The organism is Clostridium sp. AM58-1XD (genome assembly GCF_003464085.1).
Lineage (GTDB): Bacteria > Bacillota > Clostridia > Lachnospirales > Lachnospiraceae > Lachnoclostridium_A.
In genome coordinates, this window is sequence record NZ_QSDR01000008.1 from 121,087 (window position 1) to 145,311 (window position 24,225).

At 48.5% G+C, this 24,225-nt stretch carries 26 protein-coding genes and 1 other annotated feature; of the genes, 4 read left to right on the top strand and 22 right to left on the bottom strand.

The genetic code is table 11. The features are described 5' to 3' along the window. Positions 1-49: 49 nt before the first annotated feature. Positions 50-1,483 (bottom strand): proline--tRNA ligase, encoded by a 1,434-nt coding sequence (gene proS / locus DXA13_RS06890; RefSeq protein ID WP_118242775.1) that lies wholly within the window; start codon positions 1,481-1,483, stop codon positions 50-52. A 92-nt stretch (positions 1,484-1,575) separates the two neighbouring features. Continuing rightward, positions 1,576-1,785 (bottom strand) — a binding site (T-box leader). 156 nt (positions 1,786-1,941) lie between these two features. Then, a complete protein-coding gene (locus tag DXA13_RS06895) occupies positions 1,942-3,012 on the bottom strand; it encodes a hypothetical protein (RefSeq protein WP_118242778.1) in 1,071 nt (356 codons plus the stop codon). Positions 3,013-3,174: 162 nt separating this feature from the next. Between DXA13_RS06895 and DXA13_RS06900 the strand changes: the two genes are divergently transcribed. Then, entirely contained in the window at positions 3,175-3,510 is a 336-nt protein-coding gene (locus DXA13_RS06900) for a helix-turn-helix transcriptional regulator (protein WP_118242780.1), read from the top strand. Positions 3,511-3,865: 355 nt separating this feature from the next. Here the strand turns inward: DXA13_RS06900 and DXA13_RS06905 are convergent, their stop codons facing one another. Further along, a complete protein-coding gene (locus DXA13_RS06905; protein ID WP_118242783.1) occupies positions 3,866-4,141 on the bottom strand; it encodes a NifU family protein in 276 nt (91 codons plus the stop codon). A 307-nt stretch (positions 4,142-4,448) separates the two neighbouring features. Between DXA13_RS06905 and DXA13_RS06910 the strand changes: the two genes are divergently transcribed. Beyond that, positions 4,449-5,900, top strand: a complete 1,452-nt coding sequence (locus DXA13_RS06910; RefSeq protein ID WP_118242786.1) for a 4-hydroxyphenylacetate 3-hydroxylase family protein — start codon at positions 4,449-4,451, stop codon at positions 5,898-5,900. Positions 5,901-5,918: 18 nt separating this feature from the next. Next, positions 5,919-7,229 (top strand): acetyl-CoA hydrolase/transferase C-terminal domain-containing protein, encoded by a 1,311-nt coding sequence (locus DXA13_RS06915; RefSeq protein WP_118242789.1) that lies wholly within the window; start codon positions 5,919-5,921, stop codon positions 7,227-7,229. A gap of 344 nt (positions 7,230-7,573) precedes the next feature. On the opposite strand, the gene aroE is transcribed toward DXA13_RS06915, so the two are convergent. The 14 genes from aroE to DXA13_RS22365 all read right to left on the bottom strand — a co-directional run bounded on the left by aroE (position 7,574) and on the right by DXA13_RS22365 (position 18,003). Further along, positions 7,574-8,488 carry a shikimate dehydrogenase gene (gene aroE / locus DXA13_RS06920; protein ID WP_118242791.1) on the bottom strand — a complete coding sequence of 305 codons (915 nt, stop codon included), beginning with the start codon at positions 8,486-8,488 and terminating at the stop codon, positions 7,574-7,576. 45 nt (positions 8,489-8,533) lie between these two features. After that, positions 8,534-9,343 carry a zinc-binding dehydrogenase gene (locus DXA13_RS06925; RefSeq protein ID WP_181995553.1) on the bottom strand — a complete coding sequence of 270 codons (810 nt, stop codon included), beginning with the start codon at positions 9,341-9,343 and terminating at the stop codon, positions 8,534-8,536. Next, on the bottom strand, positions 9,322-9,582 hold the full coding sequence (locus DXA13_RS06930; RefSeq protein ID WP_147348002.1) for an alcohol dehydrogenase catalytic domain-containing protein: 261 nt from the start codon (positions 9,580-9,582) through the stop codon (positions 9,322-9,324). The genes DXA13_RS06925 and DXA13_RS06930 overlap by 22 nt, the downstream gene beginning before the upstream one ends. Before the next feature lie 5 nt (positions 9,583-9,587). Beyond that, complete coding sequence (locus DXA13_RS06935; RefSeq protein WP_118242797.1) at positions 9,588-10,556, bottom strand: transketolase C-terminal domain-containing protein; 969 nt, start codon at positions 10,554-10,556, stop codon at positions 9,588-9,590. Continuing rightward, a complete protein-coding gene (locus tag DXA13_RS06940; protein WP_118242799.1) occupies positions 10,553-11,413 on the bottom strand; it encodes a transketolase in 861 nt (286 codons plus the stop codon). Before DXA13_RS06940 ends, DXA13_RS06935 begins: the two co-directional genes overlap by 4 nt. Positions 11,414-11,432: 19 nt before the next feature. Beyond that, positions 11,433-12,137 (bottom strand): ABC transporter ATP-binding protein, encoded by a 705-nt coding sequence (locus tag DXA13_RS06945; RefSeq protein WP_118242801.1) that lies wholly within the window; start codon positions 12,135-12,137, stop codon positions 11,433-11,435. Beyond that, positions 12,130-12,864 carry an ABC transporter ATP-binding protein gene (locus DXA13_RS06950; RefSeq protein ID WP_118242839.1) on the bottom strand — a complete coding sequence of 245 codons (735 nt, stop codon included), beginning with the start codon at positions 12,862-12,864 and terminating at the stop codon, positions 12,130-12,132. Before DXA13_RS06950 ends, DXA13_RS06945 begins: the two co-directional genes overlap by 8 nt. Position 12,865: 1 nt before the next feature. Next, a complete protein-coding gene (locus DXA13_RS06955; protein ID WP_118242803.1) occupies positions 12,866-13,900 on the bottom strand; it encodes a branched-chain amino acid ABC transporter permease in 1,035 nt (344 codons plus the stop codon). Between the two features lie 13 nt (positions 13,901-13,913). Further along, entirely contained in the window at positions 13,914-14,804 is an 891-nt protein-coding gene (locus DXA13_RS06960; RefSeq protein ID WP_118242805.1) for a branched-chain amino acid ABC transporter permease, read from the bottom strand. Between the two features lie 89 nt (positions 14,805-14,893). Next, positions 14,894-15,589 (bottom strand): ABC transporter substrate-binding protein, encoded by a 696-nt coding sequence (locus DXA13_RS22355; RefSeq protein WP_118242807.1) that lies wholly within the window; start codon positions 15,587-15,589, stop codon positions 14,894-14,896. After that, the gene (locus DXA13_RS22360) at positions 15,589-16,287 is read right to left on the bottom strand and encodes an ABC transporter substrate-binding protein (RefSeq protein ID WP_118242810.1); all 699 of its coding nucleotides are present in this window, start codon (positions 16,285-16,287) and stop codon (positions 15,589-15,591) included. The genes DXA13_RS22355 and DXA13_RS22360 overlap by 1 nt, the downstream gene beginning before the upstream one ends. After that, positions 16,284-17,321, bottom strand: coding sequence for a zinc-binding dehydrogenase (locus tag DXA13_RS06975; protein WP_181995554.1), 1,038 nt, complete (start codon positions 17,319-17,321; stop codon positions 16,284-16,286). The genes DXA13_RS22360 and DXA13_RS06975 overlap by 4 nt, the downstream gene beginning before the upstream one ends. A 49-nt stretch (positions 17,322-17,370) precedes the next feature. After that, the gene (locus DXA13_RS06980) at positions 17,371-17,775 is read right to left on the bottom strand and encodes a cupin domain-containing protein (protein ID WP_118242815.1); all 405 of its coding nucleotides are present in this window, start codon (positions 17,773-17,775) and stop codon (positions 17,371-17,373) included. A 105-nt stretch (positions 17,776-17,880) separates the two neighbouring features. Continuing rightward, the gene (locus DXA13_RS22365; RefSeq protein WP_278287033.1) at positions 17,881-18,003 is read right to left on the bottom strand and encodes a hypothetical protein; all 123 of its coding nucleotides are present in this window, start codon (positions 18,001-18,003) and stop codon (positions 17,881-17,883) included. Between the two features lie 73 nt (positions 18,004-18,076). Between DXA13_RS22365 and DXA13_RS06985 the strand changes: the two genes are divergently transcribed. Then, positions 18,077-19,699, top strand: a complete 1,623-nt coding sequence (locus tag DXA13_RS06985; protein WP_118242817.1) for a PucR family transcriptional regulator — start codon at positions 18,077-18,079, stop codon at positions 19,697-19,699. A 20-nt stretch (positions 19,700-19,719) separates the two neighbouring features. Here the strand turns inward: DXA13_RS06985 and DXA13_RS21600 are convergent, their stop codons facing one another. The 5 genes from DXA13_RS21600 to DXA13_RS07005 all read right to left on the bottom strand — a co-directional run. After that, positions 19,720-19,845 (bottom strand): hypothetical protein, encoded by a 126-nt coding sequence (locus tag DXA13_RS21600; RefSeq protein WP_243009011.1) that lies wholly within the window; start codon positions 19,843-19,845, stop codon positions 19,720-19,722. Between the two features lie 20 nt (positions 19,846-19,865). Further along, complete coding sequence (locus tag DXA13_RS06990) at positions 19,866-21,146, bottom strand: sigma 54-interacting transcriptional regulator (RefSeq protein ID WP_243009012.1); 1,281 nt, start codon at positions 21,144-21,146, stop codon at positions 19,866-19,868. 1 nt (position 21,147) lies between these two features. Continuing rightward, positions 21,148-22,260 (bottom strand): 4-hydroxybutyrate dehydrogenase, encoded by a 1,113-nt coding sequence (locus tag DXA13_RS06995; protein WP_118242819.1) that lies wholly within the window; start codon positions 22,258-22,260, stop codon positions 21,148-21,150. A 76-nt stretch (positions 22,261-22,336) separates the two neighbouring features. Further along, on the bottom strand, positions 22,337-23,353 hold the full coding sequence (locus tag DXA13_RS07000; protein ID WP_118242821.1) for an alcohol dehydrogenase catalytic domain-containing protein: 1,017 nt from the start codon (positions 23,351-23,353) through the stop codon (positions 22,337-22,339). Then, positions 23,286-24,225: hypothetical protein (locus DXA13_RS07005; protein ID WP_347559737.1), on the bottom strand; the 940-nt coding region annotated here is incomplete at its 5' end. The genes DXA13_RS07005 and DXA13_RS07000, both read right to left, overlap by 68 nt.

The following is a 24,225-nucleotide window of genomic DNA, read 5'->3' on the forward strand; positions in this document are numbered from 1 at the left end:
CGGCGATGTCTTTTGTGTCGTTTTTCGCACCGTCCCAAACTGCTGTTTCTTAATATGCTCTGCCCCAGTATACCATCTTTACAGCCGGTTTGCCGCAGCAGATACAATGATCGGAAATCGTTTCCTGTGCAAATGGCATACAGCGTGATGTGGCACCGGTTTCCTCTTTAATCTTGTCCTCGCATTCCTGGCAGCCGCACCACATTGCCTTTACAAATCCTGGTTTTTCATTGATCGTTTTTACAAATTCATCCCATTCAGCCGCTGTATACGTATGCGCTTCTCTGTGCGCACGTGCTCTTTCCAGCATGTCGCCGTGGATCGTATCCAGGAGCTCTCCTACTTTCTCTGTCAGCTCATCCAGAGATACCGTAATCTTTTCATGCGTATCACGTCTTACGAGAATTGCCTGATTCGCTTCAATGTCCTTCGGTCCGATCTCCACGCGCACCGGAATGCCGCGCATCTCGGATTCGCTGAACTTCCATCCTGGGCTCTTATCGGAATCATCCACTTTTACGCGGTATCCTGACAGCAAGTCTTTCAGTTCATATGCCTTGTCCAGAACGCCTTCCTTGCGCTGCTGAATCGGAACGATCATCACCTGAACAGGAGCAATTCTAGGCGGTAGCACAAGTCCGTTGTCGTCGCCGTGCACCATGATGATCGCACCGATCAGACGTGTAGTCATCCCCCAGGATGTCTGATGAACATACTGCAATTTATTTTCCTTATCCGCGTACTGGATTCCGAATGCCTTTGCGAATCCGTCCCCGAAGTTATGGCTCGTTCCAGACTGAAGCGCCTTTCCGTCATGCATAAGAGCTTCGATCGTATAGGTTGCTTCTGCACCGGCAAATTTTTCTTTATCTGTCTTGCGTCCGCGGATTACAGGCATAGCCAGCACTTCCTCACAGAAATCAGCATACAGGTTCAGCATCTGGATCGTTCTCTCTTCTGCCTCTTCTGCAGTTGCGTGAGCCGTATGGCCTTCCTGCCATAAGAACTCCCTGGAGCGCAGGAACGGTCTCGTGGTCTTTTCCCAACGGACAACGGAACACCACTGGTTATAAAGCTTCGGCAGATCTCTGTGGGACTGGATATCTCTTGCGTAGAAATCGCAGAACAGGGTCTCAGAAGTCGGTCTTACGCAAAGCCGTTCCTGAAGCGGTTCCAGCCCCCCATGGGTAACCCATGCCACCTCCGGTGCAAATCCTTCCACATGATCCTTTTCTTTTTCCAGCAGGCTCTCCGGAATAAACATGGGCATGTACACATTCTGTACGCCTGTTTCTTTGAACCTTCTGTCCAGCTCTTTCTGGATGTTCTCCCAGATTGCATATCCGTCCGGCTTAATCACCATACATCCCTTAACGCTGGAATAATCAATTAATTCTGCTTTTTTCACCACATCCGTGTACCACTGGGCAAAGTCTACATCCATCGACGTAATCGCTTCCACCAGCTTCTTATCGTTTGCCATTTTTTCTTCCTCCTTATTTTATATGGGGTCTTATTTCATACTGCAGATCAGGTGCTATGCCTGAAAACAAAAAAAGAGCGGTTCCGTCCCATACAAGGGACCGAATCGCTCGGCGGTACCACCCAAGTTAGCTGCCTGCTCATATGCATCAGCTCTCTTTTCCTCCCTTAACGCGGAAAAACGCCATATTTTCATATGGGACTCTGAGGCAGGTTCAGTATTCATGGACCTGGAAGCTTCTCACCAGCCGCTTCCTCTCTGGAAAGGTATCAATACCTACTAGCCCTCTTCTTTGTCACTTTATCATTATAATTGACTCATGTAGGTTGATTCTACGCCATTTTCCAGGAGTTGTCAAGACTGGAACAGGACGCTTCCCTATGAAATATATGGTTTCTGCCGCCCTGTTCATAAACATAGTTCCGAAATCGGTTTCTCCTCTACATTTCAATCAGATATCACGGAACAGCTGTCTCATTTACCTTTACAGCTGCATTCTTGCTCTCCAAATTTAAATATAGTCGGGCTTCCGATTCCGCATATTCCCTGGCGCTCTTTTCCAGCTCCTGGTTATAGTAAGCGGCGTATCCATATGCATCCTTGTCCTTATAATTTTCCTTTTCACATTTCCATGCTCTCATCACCTGGAAAAACCGGGCATTCTGTGCGGCCTCCGTCTCAAAATCGATCCCTTCCAAAATATAATCCTGGTAGCAGTGAAACCATTCATGAAGCACAGATGTTATGACCTGCCCAGCCTCCTCCTGCATACACGTCTCTGCATTTATAAATATCTGTTTCGTTCCGCTGTTCTGCTTTCCTTCCATGGTGTTCTCTAACCGGGCAGCTGTAACCGTCACACGCCCGATCCCATTATATGACGACTCTATATTGCAGACCAGCTGGATCAGACTGAGGCGTTCCTGAAGCGGTAAATTTTTCCACTGATCCTCCTGGAGTTTTTCCAGAAGGGACGCATACTGTCCTATATAATCCTCACGGCTGATTTCAATATCAGATGATGATTTTTCTTCGATCACACGATTGATTCTGCCGAACCATATCACGCAAAGCAAAACAAAAATAAGGCTGACAAATACAGCATAAAAGTTTGCTTTTATACCCAGCAGCCAGATTGTTCTGCCAGACGCATGTTCTTTCTTAACTGTTATAATCCAAAAAACCAATGACCCGATCAGATATAAGGCAGCCATAAGCAGGATCAGATACCGCTGGCGTTTCCATATCCCTGGCAGTACCAGCAGCATACAGGGAAGACCTGCGGCCGCTACGGCTTCTGCCGGCGCAGGTTTAAGCCCGTCATTCCACAGATACGCTATAAATGCAGGCATCTGCAGAAACATGAAAAGCGCAATAACTCTGGAATCACTCAGAATATTTTCCCCGATGTATGTATTCTGCAGCACAAACCTGTGCAGTAAAAACTGGCTCCAAATCAGTGCTGCTACATAGATTGCAACAGTTATGAACATATCTTCCATTTGATCTTTTGTATAATTTTTCTGCATCTCTATACGAATTCTACTGCCCCCCTTTTTATAGAAGAGGCTGCCGCCCCTTCCATAAATAAATTAGCATATTCTGCTATCATATGTCAATCCGTAGTTATCGTTACAGGTAATTATATTTTATCTTTCATTGTCTATACTGCTTAATATGGAGGATATTATATGATTCTTAAGATTGCCGACCGTATTAAAGAACTACGGGAACAAAATAATTTAACCCAGTCGGAGCTGGCTCGGAAACTCCAGCTGTCCCGTACCAGCATTAATGCCTGGGAGATGGGCACTTCGATTCCGACTACTGAAAAAATTCCGGATATTTGCCTGATTCTTCATACGACATCCGATTATCTGCTCGGCATTCAGTCTGATGATGTGATTCCCATTCATCCCTACACACATGAAGAAAAAGAAATTCTATTCCGCCTGACCGGATATTTTGATGAAATGCATGAATATTATGGCCGGACGGCCGCTTATCAGCAGCAGAAGAAAAAATAGCACTGTGATGGCCGGCTGATTGTTCCGTCATTCATGTATTATAAAAGAGTGCAGCAAAAATAAAATCATAGCCTTTAATACCAGATGGGGACCTGGCAACTGCCTGGCACGAAATCCGGCATTGAAGACATGTATGATTTTATTTTTGCAGCACTCTTTTTTGAATGATCGTTTTCCTAACTGTGCTCTCCCGGCAGCCGATACTAAATTTCCCCCGCTTTTTTTGCATTTCATCCTCTGCACCAGCTCTCTGGAAGCCGAATACGGTAATACCTACGTCACAAACGTTTCCTGTCTCCACCTTTACATACCGGCCCTCTGTTCTCCGGCTGTTTTGTTGAGACAGCGCTGCGGTTCAACAATTTTTTGCAAAATCCAGCAAATCCTGGCTGATCTCCTGTACCAGAATAACAGCCTCTACCTCCGGCACCTTTTCCCTTATCCGTTCTCCGATCAGTTCCTCTGCAGTCAGCCGTGCCGACGGGCAGCCGGAACATTGCCCTAAAAGCCGAATATTTAATCTGCGTTTTTCAAAGGATATCACTCTGACGTCTCCTCCATGAGCCTTCAGCGCCGGCCTTATATCATTTTCCAGAACTCTCTCAATCACTTCTTCTATTTTTTCCGCCATTCTTCGAAACTCTCCTTCCATCGATTGTTTATCTGATTATAAGTAGAGCAATCTTAGTGCCAACCATTTCCCCACGTGTTTTCCACCTTTTCTGCCTTGACCTGGTACATTTATGCACCGCTTTTCGGTCGTCCGGTACATTTATGCACCAGACATCATGCCTTGCATAGATCTTTCCCCCGTTTTTCTCTGATTTTCCATCTCTTCAGCACCTGGCATGAAAGTTGCTTTTTATTTCGTTATAGGTGCTGATCGTAAAACACCGGATAGAACAATTATATTCATATAAGGAAAGGAAGTAAAAAGTATGGCTTTAATGACAGGCGAGCAGTATGTAGAAAGTATGAGAAACTTAAAACTCCAGGTGTATATGTTCGGAGAGAAGATTGAGAATCCTGTGGACAATCCGATTCTTCGTCCGTCTATGAATTCGGTAAAGGCGACGTATGACCTGGCACAGCTTCCGGAATATGAGGATCTGATGACTGTGAACTCTTCTATAACCGGGCAGAAAATCAACCGTTTTACCCACATTCACCAGAGTGCTGAGGATTTGGTAAAAAAAGTAAAAATGCAGAGACTCTGCGGCCAGAAAACGGCTGCCTGCTTCCAGCGCTGCGTCGGTATGGATGCCTTTAATGCCGTTTACAGCACTACATATGAGACAGATGAGAAGTATGGAACGCAGTATCATGAGAACTTCAAAAAGTTTCTGCTGTATGTACAGGAAAATGACCTGACCGTAGATGGCGCCATGACGGATCCCAAGGGCGACCGCTCTCTCGCACCTCACGCACAGGCTGATCCTGACTTATATCTCCACGTAGTCGAGCGCCGTGAAGATGGAATTGTGGTACGTGGTGCAAAAGCGCACCAGACGGGATTTGTAAATTCTCACGAAGTTGTTGTCATGCCCACCATCTCCATGGGCGAAGATGACAGGGACTATGCCGTTGCATTCGCCTGCCCTACGGATGCGGAAGGTATCTTTATGATCGTCGGCCGCCAGTCCTGCGATACAAGAAAGCTGGAAGGCTCGGAAATTGATGTAGGAAATTCTGAATACGGCGGAATGGAAGCTATCGTAATTTTCGATAACGTATTTATCCCCAATGACCGCATTTTTCTAAATGGAGAGTATGAGTTCGCCGGCATGCTGGTAGAACGCTTTGCCGGATATCACAGGCAGTCCTACGGCGGGTGCAAGGTGGGCGTAGGCGACGTTCTGATCGGAGCGGCAGCCGTTGCAGCCGACTACAACGGGGCGCAGAAAGCATCTCATATCAAAGACAAACTGATCGAAATGACTCACTTAAACGAAACTCTTTACTGCTGCGGCATCGCATGCTCTGCCGAAGGCATCAGAACAAAATCCGGCAACTACATCATCGATCTTCTGCTGGCAAACGTATGCAAACAGAACGTCACCCGCTTCCCATATGAAATCGCACGCCTGGCTGAAGACATCGCCGGCGGCCTGATGGTAACGGCTCCGTCTGAAAAGGACATGAAAGATCCAAAACTGGGCGCTTACATCGACAAGTATCTGCGAGGGGTAAATACGGTCTCAACGGAAAACCGGATGCGTATTCTCCGCCTGATCGAAAATCTCACTCTCGGCGCCGCTGCAGTCGGCTACCGTACGGAATCCATGCACGGGGCCGGTTCCCCGCAGGCACAGAGAATCATGATCTCCCGGCAGGGCAATCTGGCCATGAAAAAGCAACTGGCTAAAGCCATAGCAAAAATAAAAGAATAAAAGAGAGGAGGCAGCACCATGGACTGGAAAGAACTGTATGAAAGCCGGAAGATGGATGCGGAGAAAGCACTGGACCTGATTCGTTCCGGCGACCGCGTCATCGTAGGCCATGCCTGCGGGGAGCCATCCTATCTTCTGGACGTCCTGGTAAAAAAAGCAGAACAGTATGAGGATGTGGAGCTGGTACATATGATCGCCATGGGAAAAGCCGCTTATTGCAATCCGGAAAATGAGAAGCATTTCCGCCACAATTCCCTGTTTGTAGGAGCCACCACCCGCAAAGCCGTAGCCGATGGGCGGGGCGATTTTACCCCCTGCTTTTTCTACAAAATACCTGCCATGTTTACGAATGGCAGCCTGCCTGCAGACGTCTGTCTTCTGCAGGCGGCTCCTCCTGATGAAAACGGGCGCCTCAGCCTGGGGATATCCGTAGACTATACGCTCCCTGCCGCCAAAGCAGCGAAAATAGTTATCGTACAGGTCAACAAACATATGCCTCGAACCGGAGGATCGAGCACGATTTCCGTAGAAGACGCCACTGCATTTGTAGAATATGATGCCCCTTTAATCGAACTGGCCCCTCCTAAAATCACCGAGGTTGAGAAAGCCATCGGCGCCAATTGTGCCAGGCTTATTCAGGACGGCGATACGCTGCAGCTCGGCATCGGAGCCATTCCGGATGCGGTCCTCCTGTTTTTAAAGGATAAAAAGGATCTTGGCATCCATTCCGAAATGTTTTCCGACGGAGTCGTGGAGCTGGCTGAAGCCGGAGTCATCACGAATGCGAGAAAGACAACGCACAGGGGAAAATTCGTAGCCTCTTTCCTCATGGGGACAAAACGCCTCTATGATTTTGCAGACGGCAACCCCGATGTGGAAATGTATCGTGTGGATTATGTTAACAATCCAGTCGTCATTATGAAAGAAGACAACATCGTATCCATTAATTCCTGTGTGCAGATGGACCTGATGGGCCAGGCGGCGTCCGAATCCATTGGCCTCACACAGATCAGCGCCGTGGGCGGCCAGGTAGATTTCATTCGAGGGGCCGATATGGCGAAAAACGGCCGGTCGATTCTGGCCTTTCCTTCCACCGCTGCAAAGGGAACCATTTCCAAAATCGTCCCTTTACTCGATGAAGGCGCCGCCGTTACCACCTCCCGAAATGATGTGGATTATGCAGTTACAGAATATGGCATAGCAAAGCTGAAAGGAAAGACATTAAGGCAGCGCGCCAAAGCTCTGATCGAAATTGCCCATCCCAGCTTTCGAGACGGATTGAAAAAGGTATATGAAGAACGGTTTCACTGCTGCTATGAAGAACCGTAACATGAACTAATTCATTCAAGTTTAATCAGACAGCCTCCTAAGAATATTTACTGGTCAAGAAAAAAACCGCTGTATAACAAGAAAGAAAATCACCTGTTATACAAGCGGCTTTTTTTAAGCCGAAAGTTTCAGCTTCCAGGTACTCCGGATAAGCCGTCGGCTTCCTAATATATCTTCTCATGGAAATGAAAATGAGGGCAATCCCTCAGTTCTGCAACTTCCGGTATGCCCTCATTTACAATTCAAAAATGTCTTACATATGGTTTTCTTCCAGAGTCTTCCTGCCTTTTTCCGTAATGCGGCATAATCATATTTGAAACAGACATATCAAATGAAGTGGTAAGCTACCCCGCCCGGTTCCCGTTTTCTGCTTCTTCTGCTTCCATAGTTCCCAGATAATCTGTCAGTTCCCTGCGTACGGCTTTCACAGGCATATCCTGTCCGGTCCAGATTTTAAAGGCCGCCGCCCCCTGGTAAATGAGCAGTTCCACTCCGTTTGCCGTCATACACCCTGCCTTCTTTGCCATCTGAAGCAGTTTTGTTTCCATCGGACTGTAAACAATGTCGAATACGGCCAAGTCTGAGTGGAACATGCTCTGATCTTCAACGAGACACTGTTCATCATCCGGATACATGCCCACACTCGTCGTATTAACCAGAATTCTGCTCCCTGCAAGCTCCTCTGCCATAGCTTTCTTATCCTCGTAAGAGTAAAGGGCTGCTTTGCAGGACGTCTCTTCATTCAGCCTGCGTATCAGTTCCCTCTCTTTAATTCTCGTAGTATCACGGCTGAACACGGATATCTCCCGCGCGCCTGAAAAAGCGGCCTGGACGAAAATCGACATGCCTGCGCCGCCGGTGCCGAAAACGGTAATTTTCTCTCCCTCCGCAGGAAAACCGTTTTCCCTGCACGCTTCCATGAAACCGATTCCATCCGTAGCGTATCCGATCAGTCTTCCGTTCTTATTTACCACCGTGTTCACAGCTCCGGCCAGCGAAGCAACACGGCTGACTTCGTCACAGAAGTTCAGGCATTTCTTCTTTATGGGCATGGTGACATTGAATCCGATCACATCCATGGCCACCAGCCCGTCCAGGATGACGCCGATATTTTCATCTGTTGTGTCAAACGCCAGATACCGGCAGTCAATTCCCAAAAGTTCAAAGGATTTATTATACATGACCGGCGAAAGGCTGTGGCCGACTGGACTGCCAAGGATGCACGCCATCTTTGTATGCGCCGTTATTTCGCTTCCCATATAGGTCTATTTCCCCCAATATTAGTATTTTTGATTAGGCAGCATTCACTCTCCGCCTGTCTCCTGCAGGTCGGAAACATGGACAACTACCTTCATGCTCTCTTTTCCATGCTCCGCATAGTCAAAGGCTTCCTCCGCTTCGTCCAGCTGGTATACCCGGCTGATCAGTTTTCTCACATCGGCCGCCACAGAATCCATCCCCATCATATGCACGGCGCCTTCAAAATTGTACATGCTGTGGATTCTCACGCCCTGGAGCCTCAGCTCCTTGGCAAAAATCTTACCCGTATCGATGAAATGTGGTTTCATCGCAATAGCGATCACCATGACCGTTCCCGTATTTGCCGTATGATCGATACACACAGTCATGGCCGACTGGGCGCCTGAGACTTCGAAACTCACCTCATAGTCCCTGCCGCCGTTTAGTTCTTTCAAACGTCTGTCAAAATCTTCTTCCGTCGGATCGATAACCCTGAATCCCAGCTGTTCTGCAAAAGATCTCCGGTAACTGTTAATTTCGGAAATCACGACGTTTCTGGCTCCTGACGCCCTCGCCGTTATGGCGATTAGCTGTCCGATGGGACCGCCTCCCGTAATCAGAACAGATTCACCAGCTTTCAGCCCGCTCATTCTCACATCGTGAACGGCCACTGCCAGAGGCTCTATCATAGCTGCAGTTCTCAGATCCATGTCGTCCGGAATTCTATACAGCTTTTTTACAGGAACTTTTACATACTCTGCAAACCCTCCCGCCGTGTGGACGCCGATGATTTTCAGATATTCACAGGCGTTGTCCTCTCCTTTTTCACAGGCCGGACAATGGCCGCAGCCGATTACTTCCTGGGCAATGACCAAATCTCCGATATGAGGCCTTCCGGCAGCTTCCCCTTTACATTTTCCAGCCTTCCTGCAAATTCGTGGCCTGGAATCAGTGGGAACGTGGCCGTCTGATGCTCCCCGTGTCTCAGATGGATATCCGTGCCGCATACGCCGATTTCACCGACGCGGATCAGCCCTTCTCCTTCCTCCAGCTCCGGCCTCGGAGTCTCATAGATACCCATATCATCCGGTTTCTGTATTATTACAGCCTTCAAACGGCTCACCCCTTTCTTGCCGCAGCCTTTACAGCCGCCTTAACAATATGTTCCGCATTCAGGCCGAACCGTTCGCTCAGATAATCCACAAATCCCACCTCGCCGAATTCATCCTGAACGCCTACCATCTCCATGGGCACCGGCCGGTTCTTTACGATCACGTTCGCCACAGCCGCCCCTAGTCCTGTCATCACATTGTGGTTTTCCGCCGTAACGACCGCTCCCGTCTCTATAGCTGCATTGATAATCGTCTCCTGGTCGATGGGCTTCCAGCAAAACACGTTGATGATCCTCGCATCGATGCCACGGCCTTTCAGAATCTCTCCTGCCTTAATGGCTTCTGCGACACAGTAGCCGCTGGCTATAACCGTGACATCCGTCCCATCCTTCAAGGTCACCGCCCGGTTCATGTCGAACTGACTTCCATCCTGGTAAATCTTCATGCAGGATTTTCGCACCAGGCGCATATAATGCATGCCGTAAGCACCGGCCATTTCTTTCAGAGCCCACCTGAGCATGGCAATATCCGTCGGCTCGATCACCGTCATGCCCGGTACGGAACACATGAGCCCCATATCTTCAAACGGCATATGGGTTCCCCCGTTGATCTGAGCCGTGATTCCAGGATCAGAGCCGATCACCTTGATATTGCTTTTCGCATAAGCTCCCGATAAAAACACCTGGTCAAAGGCCCTTCTGGAGGCAAAGGCTCCGAATGTATGGGCAAAAGGAATCATTCCCACGGCGGAAAGTCCTGCTGCTGCGCCGATCATATTGGCTTCCTGAATCCCGCAGTCGATCGTCCTTTCGGGGTACTTTTCGGCAAAAGGCTTTGTTCCCATGGCTCCCATCAGATCCGCGTCCATCACCACAATATTTTTATTATATTCCGACAGTTCAAGAAGCGTATCGCAAAAAGCCTTTCTCATCTCCTGCTTCTCAGCGGAAATTTCCTGTTCCAGCTTTATCTTCATCCCTCTACCTCCTCCAACTCCAATTGCCTTAAAGCAGCTTCCATTTCTTCCACAGCCTCTTCTGTCTGTTTGCTGTCAAGAGACGGGCAGTGGCTTCCCAGCTGGTTTTCCATCCTGCTCCATCCGTGTCCTTTCACCGTATTCAGTACGATCATAGACGGCTTTTCATTCTGTTCCTTGGCCTTCTCAACCGCCTGATCGATCTCCTCCTGGGAATGGCCGTCGGCCGTCTGGGCAAACCAACCGAATTCCCGGAACTTCGCGGCAATGTCCCCCAGATCACAAATATCGGCCGTCGGCCCGTCCAATTGAAGCTTATTGTGGTCTACGAACGCGATCAGATTGGACAGCTTTCTGTGTCCTGCAAAAAGGGCCATTTCCCAGACCTGGCCTTCATCGATTTCTCCGTCTCCTAAAATCAGGTAGACCCAGTTATCCATGCCCTTCATTTTAAACCCGAGAGCAATTCCGGCTGCAGCCGAAGCCCCCTGTCCCAAGGAGCCAGTGGTCATATCGATTCCGGGCGTCCTGTTCCTGTCGCAGTGGCTGGGGAGATTCGTGCCCGGACGGTTTAATGTCTTTAATTCTTCCATTGGCATAAATCCCTTCAGCGCCAGGGCCGAATAGACGGCCGGCCCCGCGTGGCCCTTGGAGCACACGAGCCAGTCCCTTCCCGTCCAGTCAGGCTCTTCTGCCCTGTATTTCATCTGTTTCCCATACAGCACGGACAGCAGATCTGCTATGGACAAAGAGCCTCCCAGATGGCCTACTCCCAGTCCGCCGATCATTTTCACCGTTTCTATCTGTATCCGCTTTGAAAATTTTTTCAGTTCCGTCATATCCTCTTTATAAGACATCCCCTTTTGCCTCCTTTTCCTAAATTCCCAGATACGCTTTCTTCAGCCCTTCGTCCCTTAACAATTCATCGCCTTTTCCTTCCATAGACACTTCTCCGTGCTCAATTACATAACCCCAGTCGCAGATCTGAAGGGCTTTCGACACGTTCTGCTCCACCAGAAGAACAGCCGCCCCCTTTTCACGGATTCGTTCAATCGTCTCAAACATCTCCGCAACCAGGATAGGAGCCAGCCCCCAGGACGGCTCATCCATAATCACCAGCTTCGGGTCGGACATCATGGCCCTGGCCATAGCCACCATCTGCTGCTCGCCTCCGGAAAGAGAGCCTGCCATCTGTTTGGCTCTTTCCTTCAACCGCGGAAATATTCTGTACATTTCCTCTTTATTTTTCTCCCGGAACGGCCTGCTCTTTTTCGTACAGGCGCCGATATCCAGATTTTCCTCTACAGTCATATGGCCGAACAGCTGCCTTCCTTCCGGAACCAGCGTGATACCGGTATCGTTGATCCCATTCGTCGGCATTTTTGTGATATCCGCTCCGTCGAATATGATCTGCCCGCTCATTACGGGAATCTGGCTCACAATGGCCTTTATCAGAGTCGTCTTGCCTACGCCGTTTGCCCCGACGATAGAGACAATCGTCCTGTCCGGAATCTCAATCGTAATTCCGTTGACAATCCGCAGTTTGTCATACCCTGCTGTCACATTTTTCACATTAAGCATTGGCAAAATCCTCCCCCAAATATGCGCTGATCGCACGTTTGTCGTTTCCTACCTCATCCGGAGTTCCTTCCATCAGCTTCTCTCCGTAATTCAAAACAAAAATCTTATCGCACAGGGACATAATCGTCTTTATGTCGTGTTCTATAATCAGGATCGTAACGCCGGAATTCCTGATTCTCCTGCATACCTCCACTAATTCCAGCTTTTCCTGGGGATTACAGCCTGCCATGACTTCATCCAGCAGAAGCAGTTTCGGCTTTGTAGCCAGAGCCCGGGCTATTTCCAGCTTTTTTAGCGTTACCGTCGTTGCGCTGTCCGCCCTCTGCCTCATGTCCTTTTCCGCCGAAACACCGACAAAACGGTATACTTCCTCGGCCAGCCGCTCCGCTTCCCCTACGTGGCTCGTATGGAGGAAGGAACCGACCATGATATTCTCAATCAGCGTCATTTCCCCAAATGGCTTCGTAACCTGAAACGTCCGCGCCAGCCCGATATGGGCCATTTTCTCTGTCTTCTGGTTCGAGATGTCTTCGCCCAGATATGTAATCTTCCCTTCCGTAGGATGAAAGGTATTTGCCATCATATTGAAAAGCGTCGTTTTTCCCGCTCCGTTGGGTCCGATCAGACCTACAATCGTCCCTTCTTCCACTTCCCCACTGAAATCAGATACGGCTTTCAGACCGCCGAATCGTTTCGTCACATGCTCCAGTTTAATGATTGCCGCCATATTATGAATCACCTCCCGCTCCCTTTACAGACGGATGAAATATCCTGCTTTCCAGTCTCTTGAAAAATCCTGTCACGATATCGTAAATTCCCTTCGGCATGAAAAACACCACAAATATCATGACGATACCGTATACGAACAGGTGCAGTCCCGGAAGAACGCCTCCAAACTGTTTGGACAGCAGCTCCGTTACCGGAACCAAAATGACCGCGCCAATCAGGGGACCGAATGTTTTTCCCGAACCGCCTACGAGGGCGATCATGGCGATCTGTATAGCCAGATCTTCTCCAAATATTCTGGTCGGCCCGACATACCTGTAATACTGCGCGTAAAATGTTCCGCCTACTGCCATCAGTGCGCAGCTGACCGCCATCGCCATCAGTTTATAGCGCCGGATCGGTATGCCCATGGCCTCCGCAGCCTCAGGCGATGTCTTGATTGCCGTCAGGTAATATCCCATCTTGCTGCTCTTTACCTTGTGCATGATAAAGAGGGCAATAACCAGAAAAACGAACATGATGTAGTAGTACGTCAGTTTACTCCCGAATTCAAAGGCGATCGGCTGGTTTCCCGTCTGCTCCAGCAAAAGTCCCATAGAGCCTTTGACGTCGATCCCAAAGAAATACTCATTATTTTCCACCCATATTTTTACCAGGTTGGTAAGTGCTATGGTAGTGAGCGCGAAATACGGCCCGCTCAACCGGAAACATGGGTATCCGATCAGTACGCCCACCGCGCATGTGACCGCGGCTCCGATCAGCATGCCGATCCATGGCGTCAGGGATAAGTCCCGCAGCAGGATCGTGGAAATATATGCTCCAAGCCCCAGGAACAGAGAATGCCCCAGGGAAAGCTCTCCCACCAGGCCGCAGACCACGTTCCATGCCGTTGCGCAGAATGCGTAAAACAAAATGAGTATCATAATGCTCTGGTAGTACGTTCCCATCATGAAAGGCATGATAAGGAGCAGCAGAAATCCCAGAACAGCAAACCGTTTTCCCTCAATAAAACTTCTTTTTTGTATGCTTCCCTCCATCTTTTACCTCCGCCTATTTTTTCCTGCCGAACAGACCGGCCGGCCTGATGAACAATACGATTATGAACAGCAGAAATGAAAACATCTGTGCTGAAGAGCTTGTAACAAACTGTGCTCCGACCACTTCGATCAATCCGAAGATAATTCCGCTGATGAGCGCTCCCGGAATGCTTCCAAGGCCTCCCAGCACAACGATCATAAATGATTTCGTGGCAAAGACGGTTCCGATATCCGGCTGTATAAAATAATACTGAGCCAGGCTGGCCCCTGCCACGGAAACGGCTGCGACCCCCAGGCCAAAGGCAATTCCGTATACATGATACACATTGATTCCGCAGAGAGCCGCCGCATCCCTATTCTGTGAAACGGCGCGGATTTTCTTGCCCAGCTCCGTCCGGTTGATGATATACCATAAGGCCCCTGCCAGCAGAAAGCTGACGATACAAGCGATCACCTTAGACCACTGAGTGACAAAAAGTCCGTCTCCCACTGTAAAGTAGGACTCGCTGGCCTTTGAATTCAGAGTTTTATAATTAGAACCATACATCATGGTAAACAGATTCTGTATGGCATATCCAAGTCCCAGAGTAATTAAAAGCAAGCTCGTCGGATCCTGCGTCGTCCCCTTCTCCCTCTGGAGAATCGGTGTTACAAGCGCTTTCTGTATTGCGTAGCCGACCGCAAACATAATAGGCGCTACGACGACAATACTCAGATACGGGTCCAACCCGAATCTCGTAAACAATTCATAGTACAGATACGCAGAGACCATGAGCAGCGCGCCGTGAGAAAAATTCGTCACTCTTGATACGCCGAAAATCACGCTCAGCCCAAGGGCAATAGCCCCGTAAGAAGCCCCCTGAAGCAGTCCCTGCGGAATGGAAAGCAGTACTCGTCCTAGCATATTTCCCCTCCAATTTTTACAATGAGGGTGTTGCAAAGAAAAATGCAGCACCCACAGTATTTAGAAATCCTGACTTTTATGTCGCTTATTTACTGTCTCACTTCCGGAGGTGTACCCCACGGTTTGGCATCCTTGCCCCTGTCTGCAAAATCGTCCGGAATTGGTACGATGATATCATCCAGGGAATATCCCGGCAGAAGGTTGCTCGTCGGTGAGAACGGAATCGCAACGCCTTTCTGGTACTGTACCATAGTACCGGTAGACATGGTGTTCTGGCCGTTTTCATCGAATTTCAGTCCTGGATAGCCGGAAAGGAGGGTGTGGTCGTCTTCGTTTAACGTCAGCTCCAGGCCTGCAAGGGCGTCTCTGATAGCGCCTTTGTCGGAAGAACCGGCCGCTTCTAACGCGTCATACGCTACATATGCAGCCGTCCAGCCCTGAGCGAAGAAGCTGTTTAACCCATAGCCCTTTTCAGCCTTCACCTTTTCATTCAATTCCCCTGCCCAGTCATAGAGATAAGGCATGGATACGTTCCAGTCTTCCTGCACGAAATGATAATCATATACGGAAGCGTCAACGCTGTCAAAGTATGCCGGGTCCTGGTTACCCCCGCCTACGCTCCATACGCCAAACGGAGGATTCACTTTGTTCGCCATAAGGGCTTTGTCGAAAATGATCATTTCCGGCGTGTAGAAGGAAACGTTGATAACATCAGGATTTGCCGCTTTAATTTTGGATATCTGTGAACTCATATCGGATGTTCCTGTCGTGACGGCTTCATCCACTACACATTCCCAGCCTCGCTATCTGCTTCTTCCTTCCAGATTTTCGCATTGTCTGAGCCCCAGTCCGTCGATTCATAAATCAGGGCGTACGTCTTTGGCTCCATCTGCTTTGCCTCTGAAATAACATCGATGCCCTTCAGCATTTCAAGCACGTCATATGTCGCTTTATTGTTTACGCGGAACACCCATTTATATCCCCGCTCCGTAATCTCATTCTTTACGCCGCCCTGGCTGATAAACGGTGTGGACAGCTTCTCGGAAGCCTCGGCAGCCGGGAAACAGACGGCGCTGTTATAGCAGCCGATTACAATCGATACGTTTTCATCTGTTACAAGGCGTTCTACCTGATTCGCTCCTACGTCCGGTTTCGTCTCCGAATCGGCCACTACAGGGATGATTTTGGCCCCGCCCATGGATTTGATTCCGCCGTTGGCATTGATCTCTTCAATCGCCATTAAAGCGCCGTCATTATGCTGCTGGCCTATGGTTGCGCTGCCGCCTGTCAGCGGCCATACGAAACCGATCTTCACGTCTCCCCCGTCGTGCTGTGCTGCCGGAGCCGCCGCCTGCTGCGCCTCTGTCTGTTCTTTTGTGTCCGCCGCCTGCTCAGGGGCGCTTTTCACACAGCCGCTCACCATTGTCGCCGTCATCGCAACTGCCATTGCCGCGCTGGCCAGTCTCATTAAATTTCTTTTCATGTTTTCTTCTCCCTTCCATTTGGATATATTAATATTTTTATTCCTTTTTGGTTTTCCATCTCCTCAAAGGCAGTTTCCCATTCTTCCAGTTCATACCGGCCCGTAATCAGCTCTCCTATCCTGGCTTTCCCGGAGGCCATCAGGCTGATCGCCTGTTCCCAGTTGTGCCACTGGTGGCCAAATGAACCAATAATTGAAATTTCCTTTTGTGTCAAAAGCCCATATTCGATCTCCATGTTCCGGCTCGTCAGCCCGATCTGAACCATTCTTCCCCTGTTTTTCAGCGCCTGCATGGCATTCCTGACCGCCGGCGCAGCTCCCGTACAGTCTACGGCGGCGTCCACGCCTTTCCCATTCGTCAGCTCCATGATCCGGTCCATGGAAATATCCGTACACGTATAATCAGCGCCCAGATCCTCTCCGATTTTCAACCGTTCCCTATCCCTTGGCGTACCTGCCAGAATCACCTGCGCCCCTTTTGCCTTCACCGCCTGTACGGCCAGCTGGCCGATCGTCCCCGGCCCCATGACCAGCACCTTATCTGTAGGGAGTATTTCTCCCGTATCCCATGTTCCATGAAGGGCTACGGCAAACGGTTCACAGAGCGCCGCCATGTCAAAAGATAGTTCATCCGGTATTTTATGTACGATTCCTTCTCTCACCGCTATGTATTCCGCAAACGCCCCGTCCACCCCGTATCCGATCGACAGCCTTTGCCTGCACATCAGCTGATGGCCGGTATTGCAGAATTCACAGGTTCCGCATATCTGCTGTGCCGTCTCCGACACAACCCTGTCCCCCGGAACGACACTTGTAACATTCTTCCCAACTGCTTCCACGGTCCCTGAGTACTCATGTCCCAGAACGACCGGCGGATTGCTCCACGCCTGCCCATGAAGAATCTTAATATCCGTTCCGCATATGCCTGCCGCCGCTACCCGGATCAATACTTCCTGGTCTCCCGGCACCGGCTTTGGGACTTCTTTCAGGACCACGTTCCCTTCTCCTGCTTTCATCTTTAAAAGAGCTTTCATTCGATCATCTCCCTGCTGCATCGCTCAATTTTCATCACTGCCGCTTCTTTTATTCTTTATCTGTAACCCCCGGAAAGGTAAAATCCTCATGGAACCGATATTTGGCCGCCTCCCCGCCTGGAGCGTAAAAGCATACGATATGAAGCGGCTCCGCTTCCGTATTCGCTACCATATGGGGAACTCCCTGTGGAAAAAATGCTAGCGAACCAGGTAAAAGATCATAGATATCTTTCCCAATCTTCACTTTTCCTTTTCCTGAAATTACATAGATCGTCTCCTCTCCGCCCGGATGAGAGTGTGCCGGCCTGGCATACTTTCCCGGTTCATATACACATGTACAGATGGAAGAAAATTTAACGCCTCCATCATGACTCGCCATCTGCAGCCAGCATACGGTTCTTCCATCCAGCTGAGTGATCTCTTTTTCCTGTTCCAGAACAACTAAGTCTCTCATTTTGCCTCCTTGTCTACTTTTTCTTTTAATTACCAATATTGGATATTGATTTTATGCATTTATTAATGTTTTTTTCGTAAAAGTGATTTATAATATGTTTATATTTTATTTATTTCCTCTCATATTGACTCCGGCCATGTCAATATGATACAATACGCCGCTTTCAAATTCATTGACCATTATAATAGTGCCGTTATATGGTATGATAATTTGACTCTCCTCCCACACTTTCCCCTCTTATCAAGATTTTGAAAGAAATCCGCAATGGTCACTGACGACTTTTAGATGGGAGGACATATATATGAATTTTACTGTATCTGATCTGCTTCTTTCGAAGCCTTTTAATGAAATGCAGGTGATCGCCGGCGCCGCTGGTTTAAACAATGAAGTGCGTTTTTCAGGAATTCTCGATGCCCCTGATTCCGTCCGTTTTGTGCGTGAAGGAGAATTCTGCTTCAGTTCGGGATATATCTTTGTCAACAATCCTGAGATCATGGTCAATGTAATCGAAGAACTACATCGTCATGGGGCTGCCGCTCTTGGAATCAAAATTTTCCGATACATACATGCGATCCCGGCGAATGCAAGGGAGCTGGCGGACGCATACTCTCTTCCGCTCCTGTTTATTCCGAATAAGTTTTCTTGGCATGAGCTGCTTTTTCCATTGCTGCTCAATATTTCTACTGCTTCTGAAAACAATTCCGACTTCTTTATCGTATACGACCACCTGGTCACCCTTCTTCAAAAAAGCCAATCCATAACCGATGCCCTGAACATCGCCCATGAACTGCTGCGCTACCCTTTGTATGTCATTTCAGAAAAAGATTTTTCCTGCCAAAGCTGTCCGACGGATATTCCCTTTCCTATGGAGATCAATGAAGCAACCTTGTCAAAGCTGAAGCAGGCTTCTCTTCTGATGTCGGAAAATGGTTCTGTCCGCTATTATTGCCAGAGCAATCCTGATGTTCACCTTTTGATCACGCCGCTGAATATCCCGGAATACCAATATCTCGTTCTCGGCAGCAGCCCGACTCCCATGACGCCGAACATTTTTAACCAGACGATATACGCCCTGATGCTCGTCCGGGAAGCTATACGCAGCCGGAAAAGTCAGTTGAAAAATCTTATATTCAAGAAAAACAATTTTCTCAATGAGTTTTTTGCTGCAAAAACGCCTGTAAACGATATTTCTTTTCAGAGCGCAGTAAAACTCCAAATCAATCCAAATATGATATACTGCCCGGCTGTCGCCCGCTTTCACGCTTCTCCCTGCTTGGAGGAAAGACTATCCATCTATAATCCTTCAGCAATTAATTTTTTCGATCAACTAAACCAGCGTTATGGGATTCACGGATGTATGGACAACAATTTTCAGATTCATCTTCTGATCCCTGTTTCTGCCGATCTTCAGGACAGAAGTTTGATCGTACAGTACTTGAGGAAATCAGGACAGCAAATTAAAAAACTCCTTTATGAATTCTTCCATGATTTTTCCTATTCCGCCATTATCGGTTTTGTCGCCGAGTCCTGGCAGAATATTCCGCAGAAGCATGCACTGATCCTCAGCTGTATGGATAAACTGGATATGCCTCCGGCAGAATCTGTCATATTGCTCCACGATATGGGCGGTTCCTGCCTACTAGCCCAGCCGGGGATCGAACCTTATTTGAAGGACTTTTACAAAGAATATTTCTCTCCGATAGACGCCATGGACTCCCAGGCCCGCCAGCGCATTATTGAAACGCTCAATGCCTATATCGAAACGCGCTTCAACTTTCGGGAAGCCGCCAGGATCTTATCCCTCCACCACAATACGATACGCAACCGGCTGGAGGAATTCTCCAATCTGACAGGGCTTGAGATTACCCGTCACGAGGATCTGTTGATTATTCTGATCTGTCTTCGTATTTACAAGCAGAAATAAATGAAAAAGAGACGACAGATTTATCCTTCTGCCGTCTCTTTCTCTGACGCATAACGCTGCCTTTTTCTGACAAAGGTAGCATGAGTCATACCCAGACTTTTTGCTGCGTCCCGCACATTCCCATACTTTATGTAAGCGCGTTCCATATATTCTTCTTCCATGGCTTCTACAGCGACTTGAGATTAAAATCCCCCCGTTCACAATAAACCGTCTGCTCCTGCTCTTTCTTTGGACCGGGCATGATAGAAAGGCTGGATGGAGAAATTTCTTCGCTTTCATTGATAATGACTGCCCGCTCTACAATATTTTTCAACTCTCTGATGTTTCCCGGCCAGCCGTATTCCAGCATCACGCGGATCGCGCCTTCAGAAAAATGTTTTTTAAATCCATATTTCCTGTTCAGCCGTCCCAGAAACATTTCCGCCAGAGGAATGATGTCTTTTTTCCGCTCTCTCAGCGGCGGGATCTGTATAGGAAAGACCATCAGTCTGTAATAGAGGTCCTCTCTGAATTTCTTCTGTTCTGCCATCTCCTCAAGGTTCCTGTTGGTAGCTGCTATTACACGGACGTCGATCTTAATCGGCTTTACTCCGCCGATCCGCTCTACTTCCTGTTCCTGCAGCACCCGCAGCAACTTCACCTGCAGCTCCAGAGGCAATTCACCGATTTCATCCAGAAAAACAGTGCCGTGATCTGCCACTTCAAAAAGGCCCATTTTTCCGTTCTTATCCGCCCCTGTAAAAGCTCCCTTCTCGTATCCGAACAATTCGCTTTCAATCAGATTGGCTGGGATTGCCCCGCAGTTAACACGTATAAATGCCTTCTCGCTTCTCCTGCTGTTCTGGTGGATATACTCGGCAAATACTTCTTTTCCCACCCCGGTTTCCCCTGTCAGCATGACAGTGGAATCCATAGGCGCCACCTTATCGGCCAGCAGAATAACAGACAGGGCGGCTTCGTCTACCGCCACCATATTTTTTTTGTTCAAAAGCTTCTTCTGGATATGCTCCAGCTCCTGCCGGAGCTTCCTGCCTTCCTCGTTTTTTCTGGCCACCTCTTCTTTTAGTTTATAAATCTCCGTCAGGTCCCGGACATTTGTAATGACCATAGCGATTCTTCCATCTTTTCCATACACGGGCGTACTGGTAATAAGCGCTTTTCTTCCAGTTTTAAATTCCTGCTGTATCGTGACGGGACGGCGCTCTCTTATCGCGATAATAGAACCGGATTCCGAAATGATTCCACGTTTCACAAGATCCTTCATATTACGCCCCACCACTTCGCTGCGCGCTAATCCCGTAATCACTTCATACGCCCGGTTAGCCTTTATGGTATTTGCCTTTCCGTCGGTAATATAAATGCCGTCAAATGAATTTTCTATAATGGCATCCAACCATTCCCCGGCTACTCCAGCCCCGTTGAATATCCCATTTTTTTCCTCCCTCAAATCAATATAATTCCTTGTATATCTTCAAAATTCTGGCCCTGTCAAGAGGCACGAAATTGTTGGCCAGCAGACGGCCCTGGTTTTCCAGAACGGAATCCGTAAATATTTCCAACTCCTCTTTTGTCATTCCGTATTCATGCAGCTTCTTTTTCAGAAGAATCCGGTCCAGAAGCTCCTCCAGCTTTGGATATACGTCCGCCTCATCACATTCCAGTATTCCGGCGATGTAGCGGTTGAGGTCTGCAATTGCACCGTCTTTTTTTATTTCCATATAATTGTTCATTACACCGGTGAACATAGCATAATTGGATTCTCCATGAGCCACATGATACTTTGCTCCAAGAGGGTAGCTTAATGCATGGACGGCTGCGCACCCTGCATTTCCAAATGCAATCCCTGCATAATTGCTGGCCATCAGAAATTCCTTCAGCAGCGGTCTCACCGCCGATTCTCCTTCCTCCGCGATCTTCTTATATCCATTCAGGATCATTTCAATCGCCCGGTATCCGAACATTCTTGTCGTCTCATTTCCCTTAGGAGACAGGCTGGACTCTACGGCATGAACCAGCGCGTCGATAGAGCTGGTGGCAAAGAAACGGAACGGAAGCCCTTCCAGAAGCTCCGGGATCAGCACGGCGCTGTCCGCATACATTTCGTCTACGGCCAGACCCTTCTTGGTTCCTCTTTTATTTAAAGCCAGAATTGCTATGTTTGTCACTTCGCTCCCCGTACCGCACGTCGTCGGCACGAGAACAAGCTCTTTATCTTTGATTATCTCAAGCTTACCGTCATACAGATCGTCTACAGGGCTTACATGTTTCAGCGCAAACAGCTTGGATATGTCGATAACCGTACCGCCTCCTATGGCTATAATTCTCTTATATTTTTTTGTAATATCCTGATGCATAGCCTCTACCATATCGTCGGAGGGTTCACCTGCACCGTACTTTTCCTGGCAGAGTACGTCACATTCCAGTCCAAGTCCTCCAAAATGCGGCTGATAGATATATTCGTTTGTAATTACCAGATCTCCTGCTCCAATGTGGAATTCCTTTGCAAATTCTGCTGCCGTATCATACTGCCATATAGTGGGACGAATCATTAATTCTTTCATAGTCCGTACACCTTCCCTTTCTATCGTTTAATCGTCCGAGTTCCTTTTTTGCTTAATAATTTTTCACTTCGCTGCCCTAATCATCTATTTTGATGATTGTCTTCAGCCAATGGTCTCCATTAGTTAAAGTATCTTCAAACGCCTGCTGCAGTTTTTCCAATGGATATACTGCGGAAATCATCTTTCTCGTAATCGTTCCGTCTTCCAGCCATCTGGTTACCGTTTCAAACCGATGGCAGTTCATTCTGGAACCTGCAATCGTCAGCTCTTTTCTCGTAATAATTCCGGGAGCGATGCGTGCTTCCCTGTCATCGAATCCGATTTCCACGATCCTTCCGCAGGGCGCAGCCAGCTTTATGGCCTGTTCAAATGTAGAGGCATAACCGACGGCGTCGATCACCACGTCCACGCCGCCTGGAGAAAACATCTCCACCGCTTCCTCCAGGCTCTTCTCTTTGCTGTTCACTGTCACATCCGCGCCAAAATCTTCTGCTATCTTAAGCTTTACATCCGCGATATCACTCACAAGAACGTGGACGCCGTGCTTTTTCAACACGGACAGCACAGCAATTCCGATCGTTCCCGCTCCAAAAATTACCGCCCGGTTACCCGTTTCAGCCTGGGCCTTCGCCGTTATGTTGGCCGCTATGGAAAACGGTTCCCCAAGAGCCGCGCATTCATAAGAGGCAGGACCGTTAAACGGATAGAGGTGGTCTTCCTCGACGACAATATATTCCTGAAAGCCCCCGTCCATCTGCACTCCAAAACATTTTACGCTGCCGCACACATTTTCATGGCCGCTTCTGCATGTTCTGCACGTTCCACAGGAATTCACCGGGTCGTAAACGACGCGGTCCCCCTTCTTAACTCTCGTAACATGTTTGCCTGTATCTTCTACGATGCCTGAAAGCTCGTGCCCCATGACTCTCGGATAGTCGATATCGTTCCGATCCCCTTTAAAGGTATGGAGGTCCGTCCCGCAGATACCCACCGCTTTTACGCGGACGAGCACCTGATCCTCTTTTTCAATTGTCGGCTGTGGGGTTTGTACAATCTCTATATGGCCTGGTCTTGTAAGCTTTGCTGTCTTCATAAACGACTCCCTCCGGTTCGAATGCTTTCTTACTGCTTTTTTTATTATTCGCGATAATATCGTCAACTCTTACAATATATTTTTCTATAATCTCCTCCGGCACCGTAGTGCACAGGCTGACCCCCACATAAAGGCCGGTATTGATCGTAAGTCCCCACAAGAGGGCGGAAAAACCAAATGGCGGTGTAATAAAGAATGTGAGCAGAAAGGTCACGATCACGCCTGCAACCGTTCCTGTGACAGCCCCTTCCTTGGTTCCCCGTTTCCAGAACAGGCCGCCGATGCTGCACGGAAGGATCATTGCGAAGAAGGGAGAGGAGAGCTTATACGCATAATCCGTGATATACGCAGATTTTGTCGCTGTAATAATAATACATGCGATCATAAGAACGACAAGGACGATACGGCCAAAATATACGGTCTGTCTGGAATCGGCCTTTTTCCCCTTTAATTCATAGAAACGGCGTACGTAAATATCTCTCGATGCCAGAGCACTTGCTGAAAGAAGTAAGGAATCTGCGGTAGATACGGCAAATGCGAAGAGGCACAATACGGAAACGAAAGCGATAATCGGAGGACAATACTGAGTTACAAGTGTGGGAAGCAGATTGTCCGGATCTGCAAAGTTAGGTCCCATAACGGCCGGTCCGATCAGTGTTCCGATAATTACAAGGCCAAATACCGGAAGAACATAGGCAATCGGAAGCGCCCATGACATGACGCGGAAATTTTTAATGCTTTTTGCTATGTAACATCTCATAAAGATGTGAGGCCAAACGATTGTGGCTACTGCCGCAGTCAGAGCCATGTTCAGAATCCCTTTCCAGTCATAAAGCCCCTTCGGTCCCGGCGTACTCAGAATCTTGAATCTT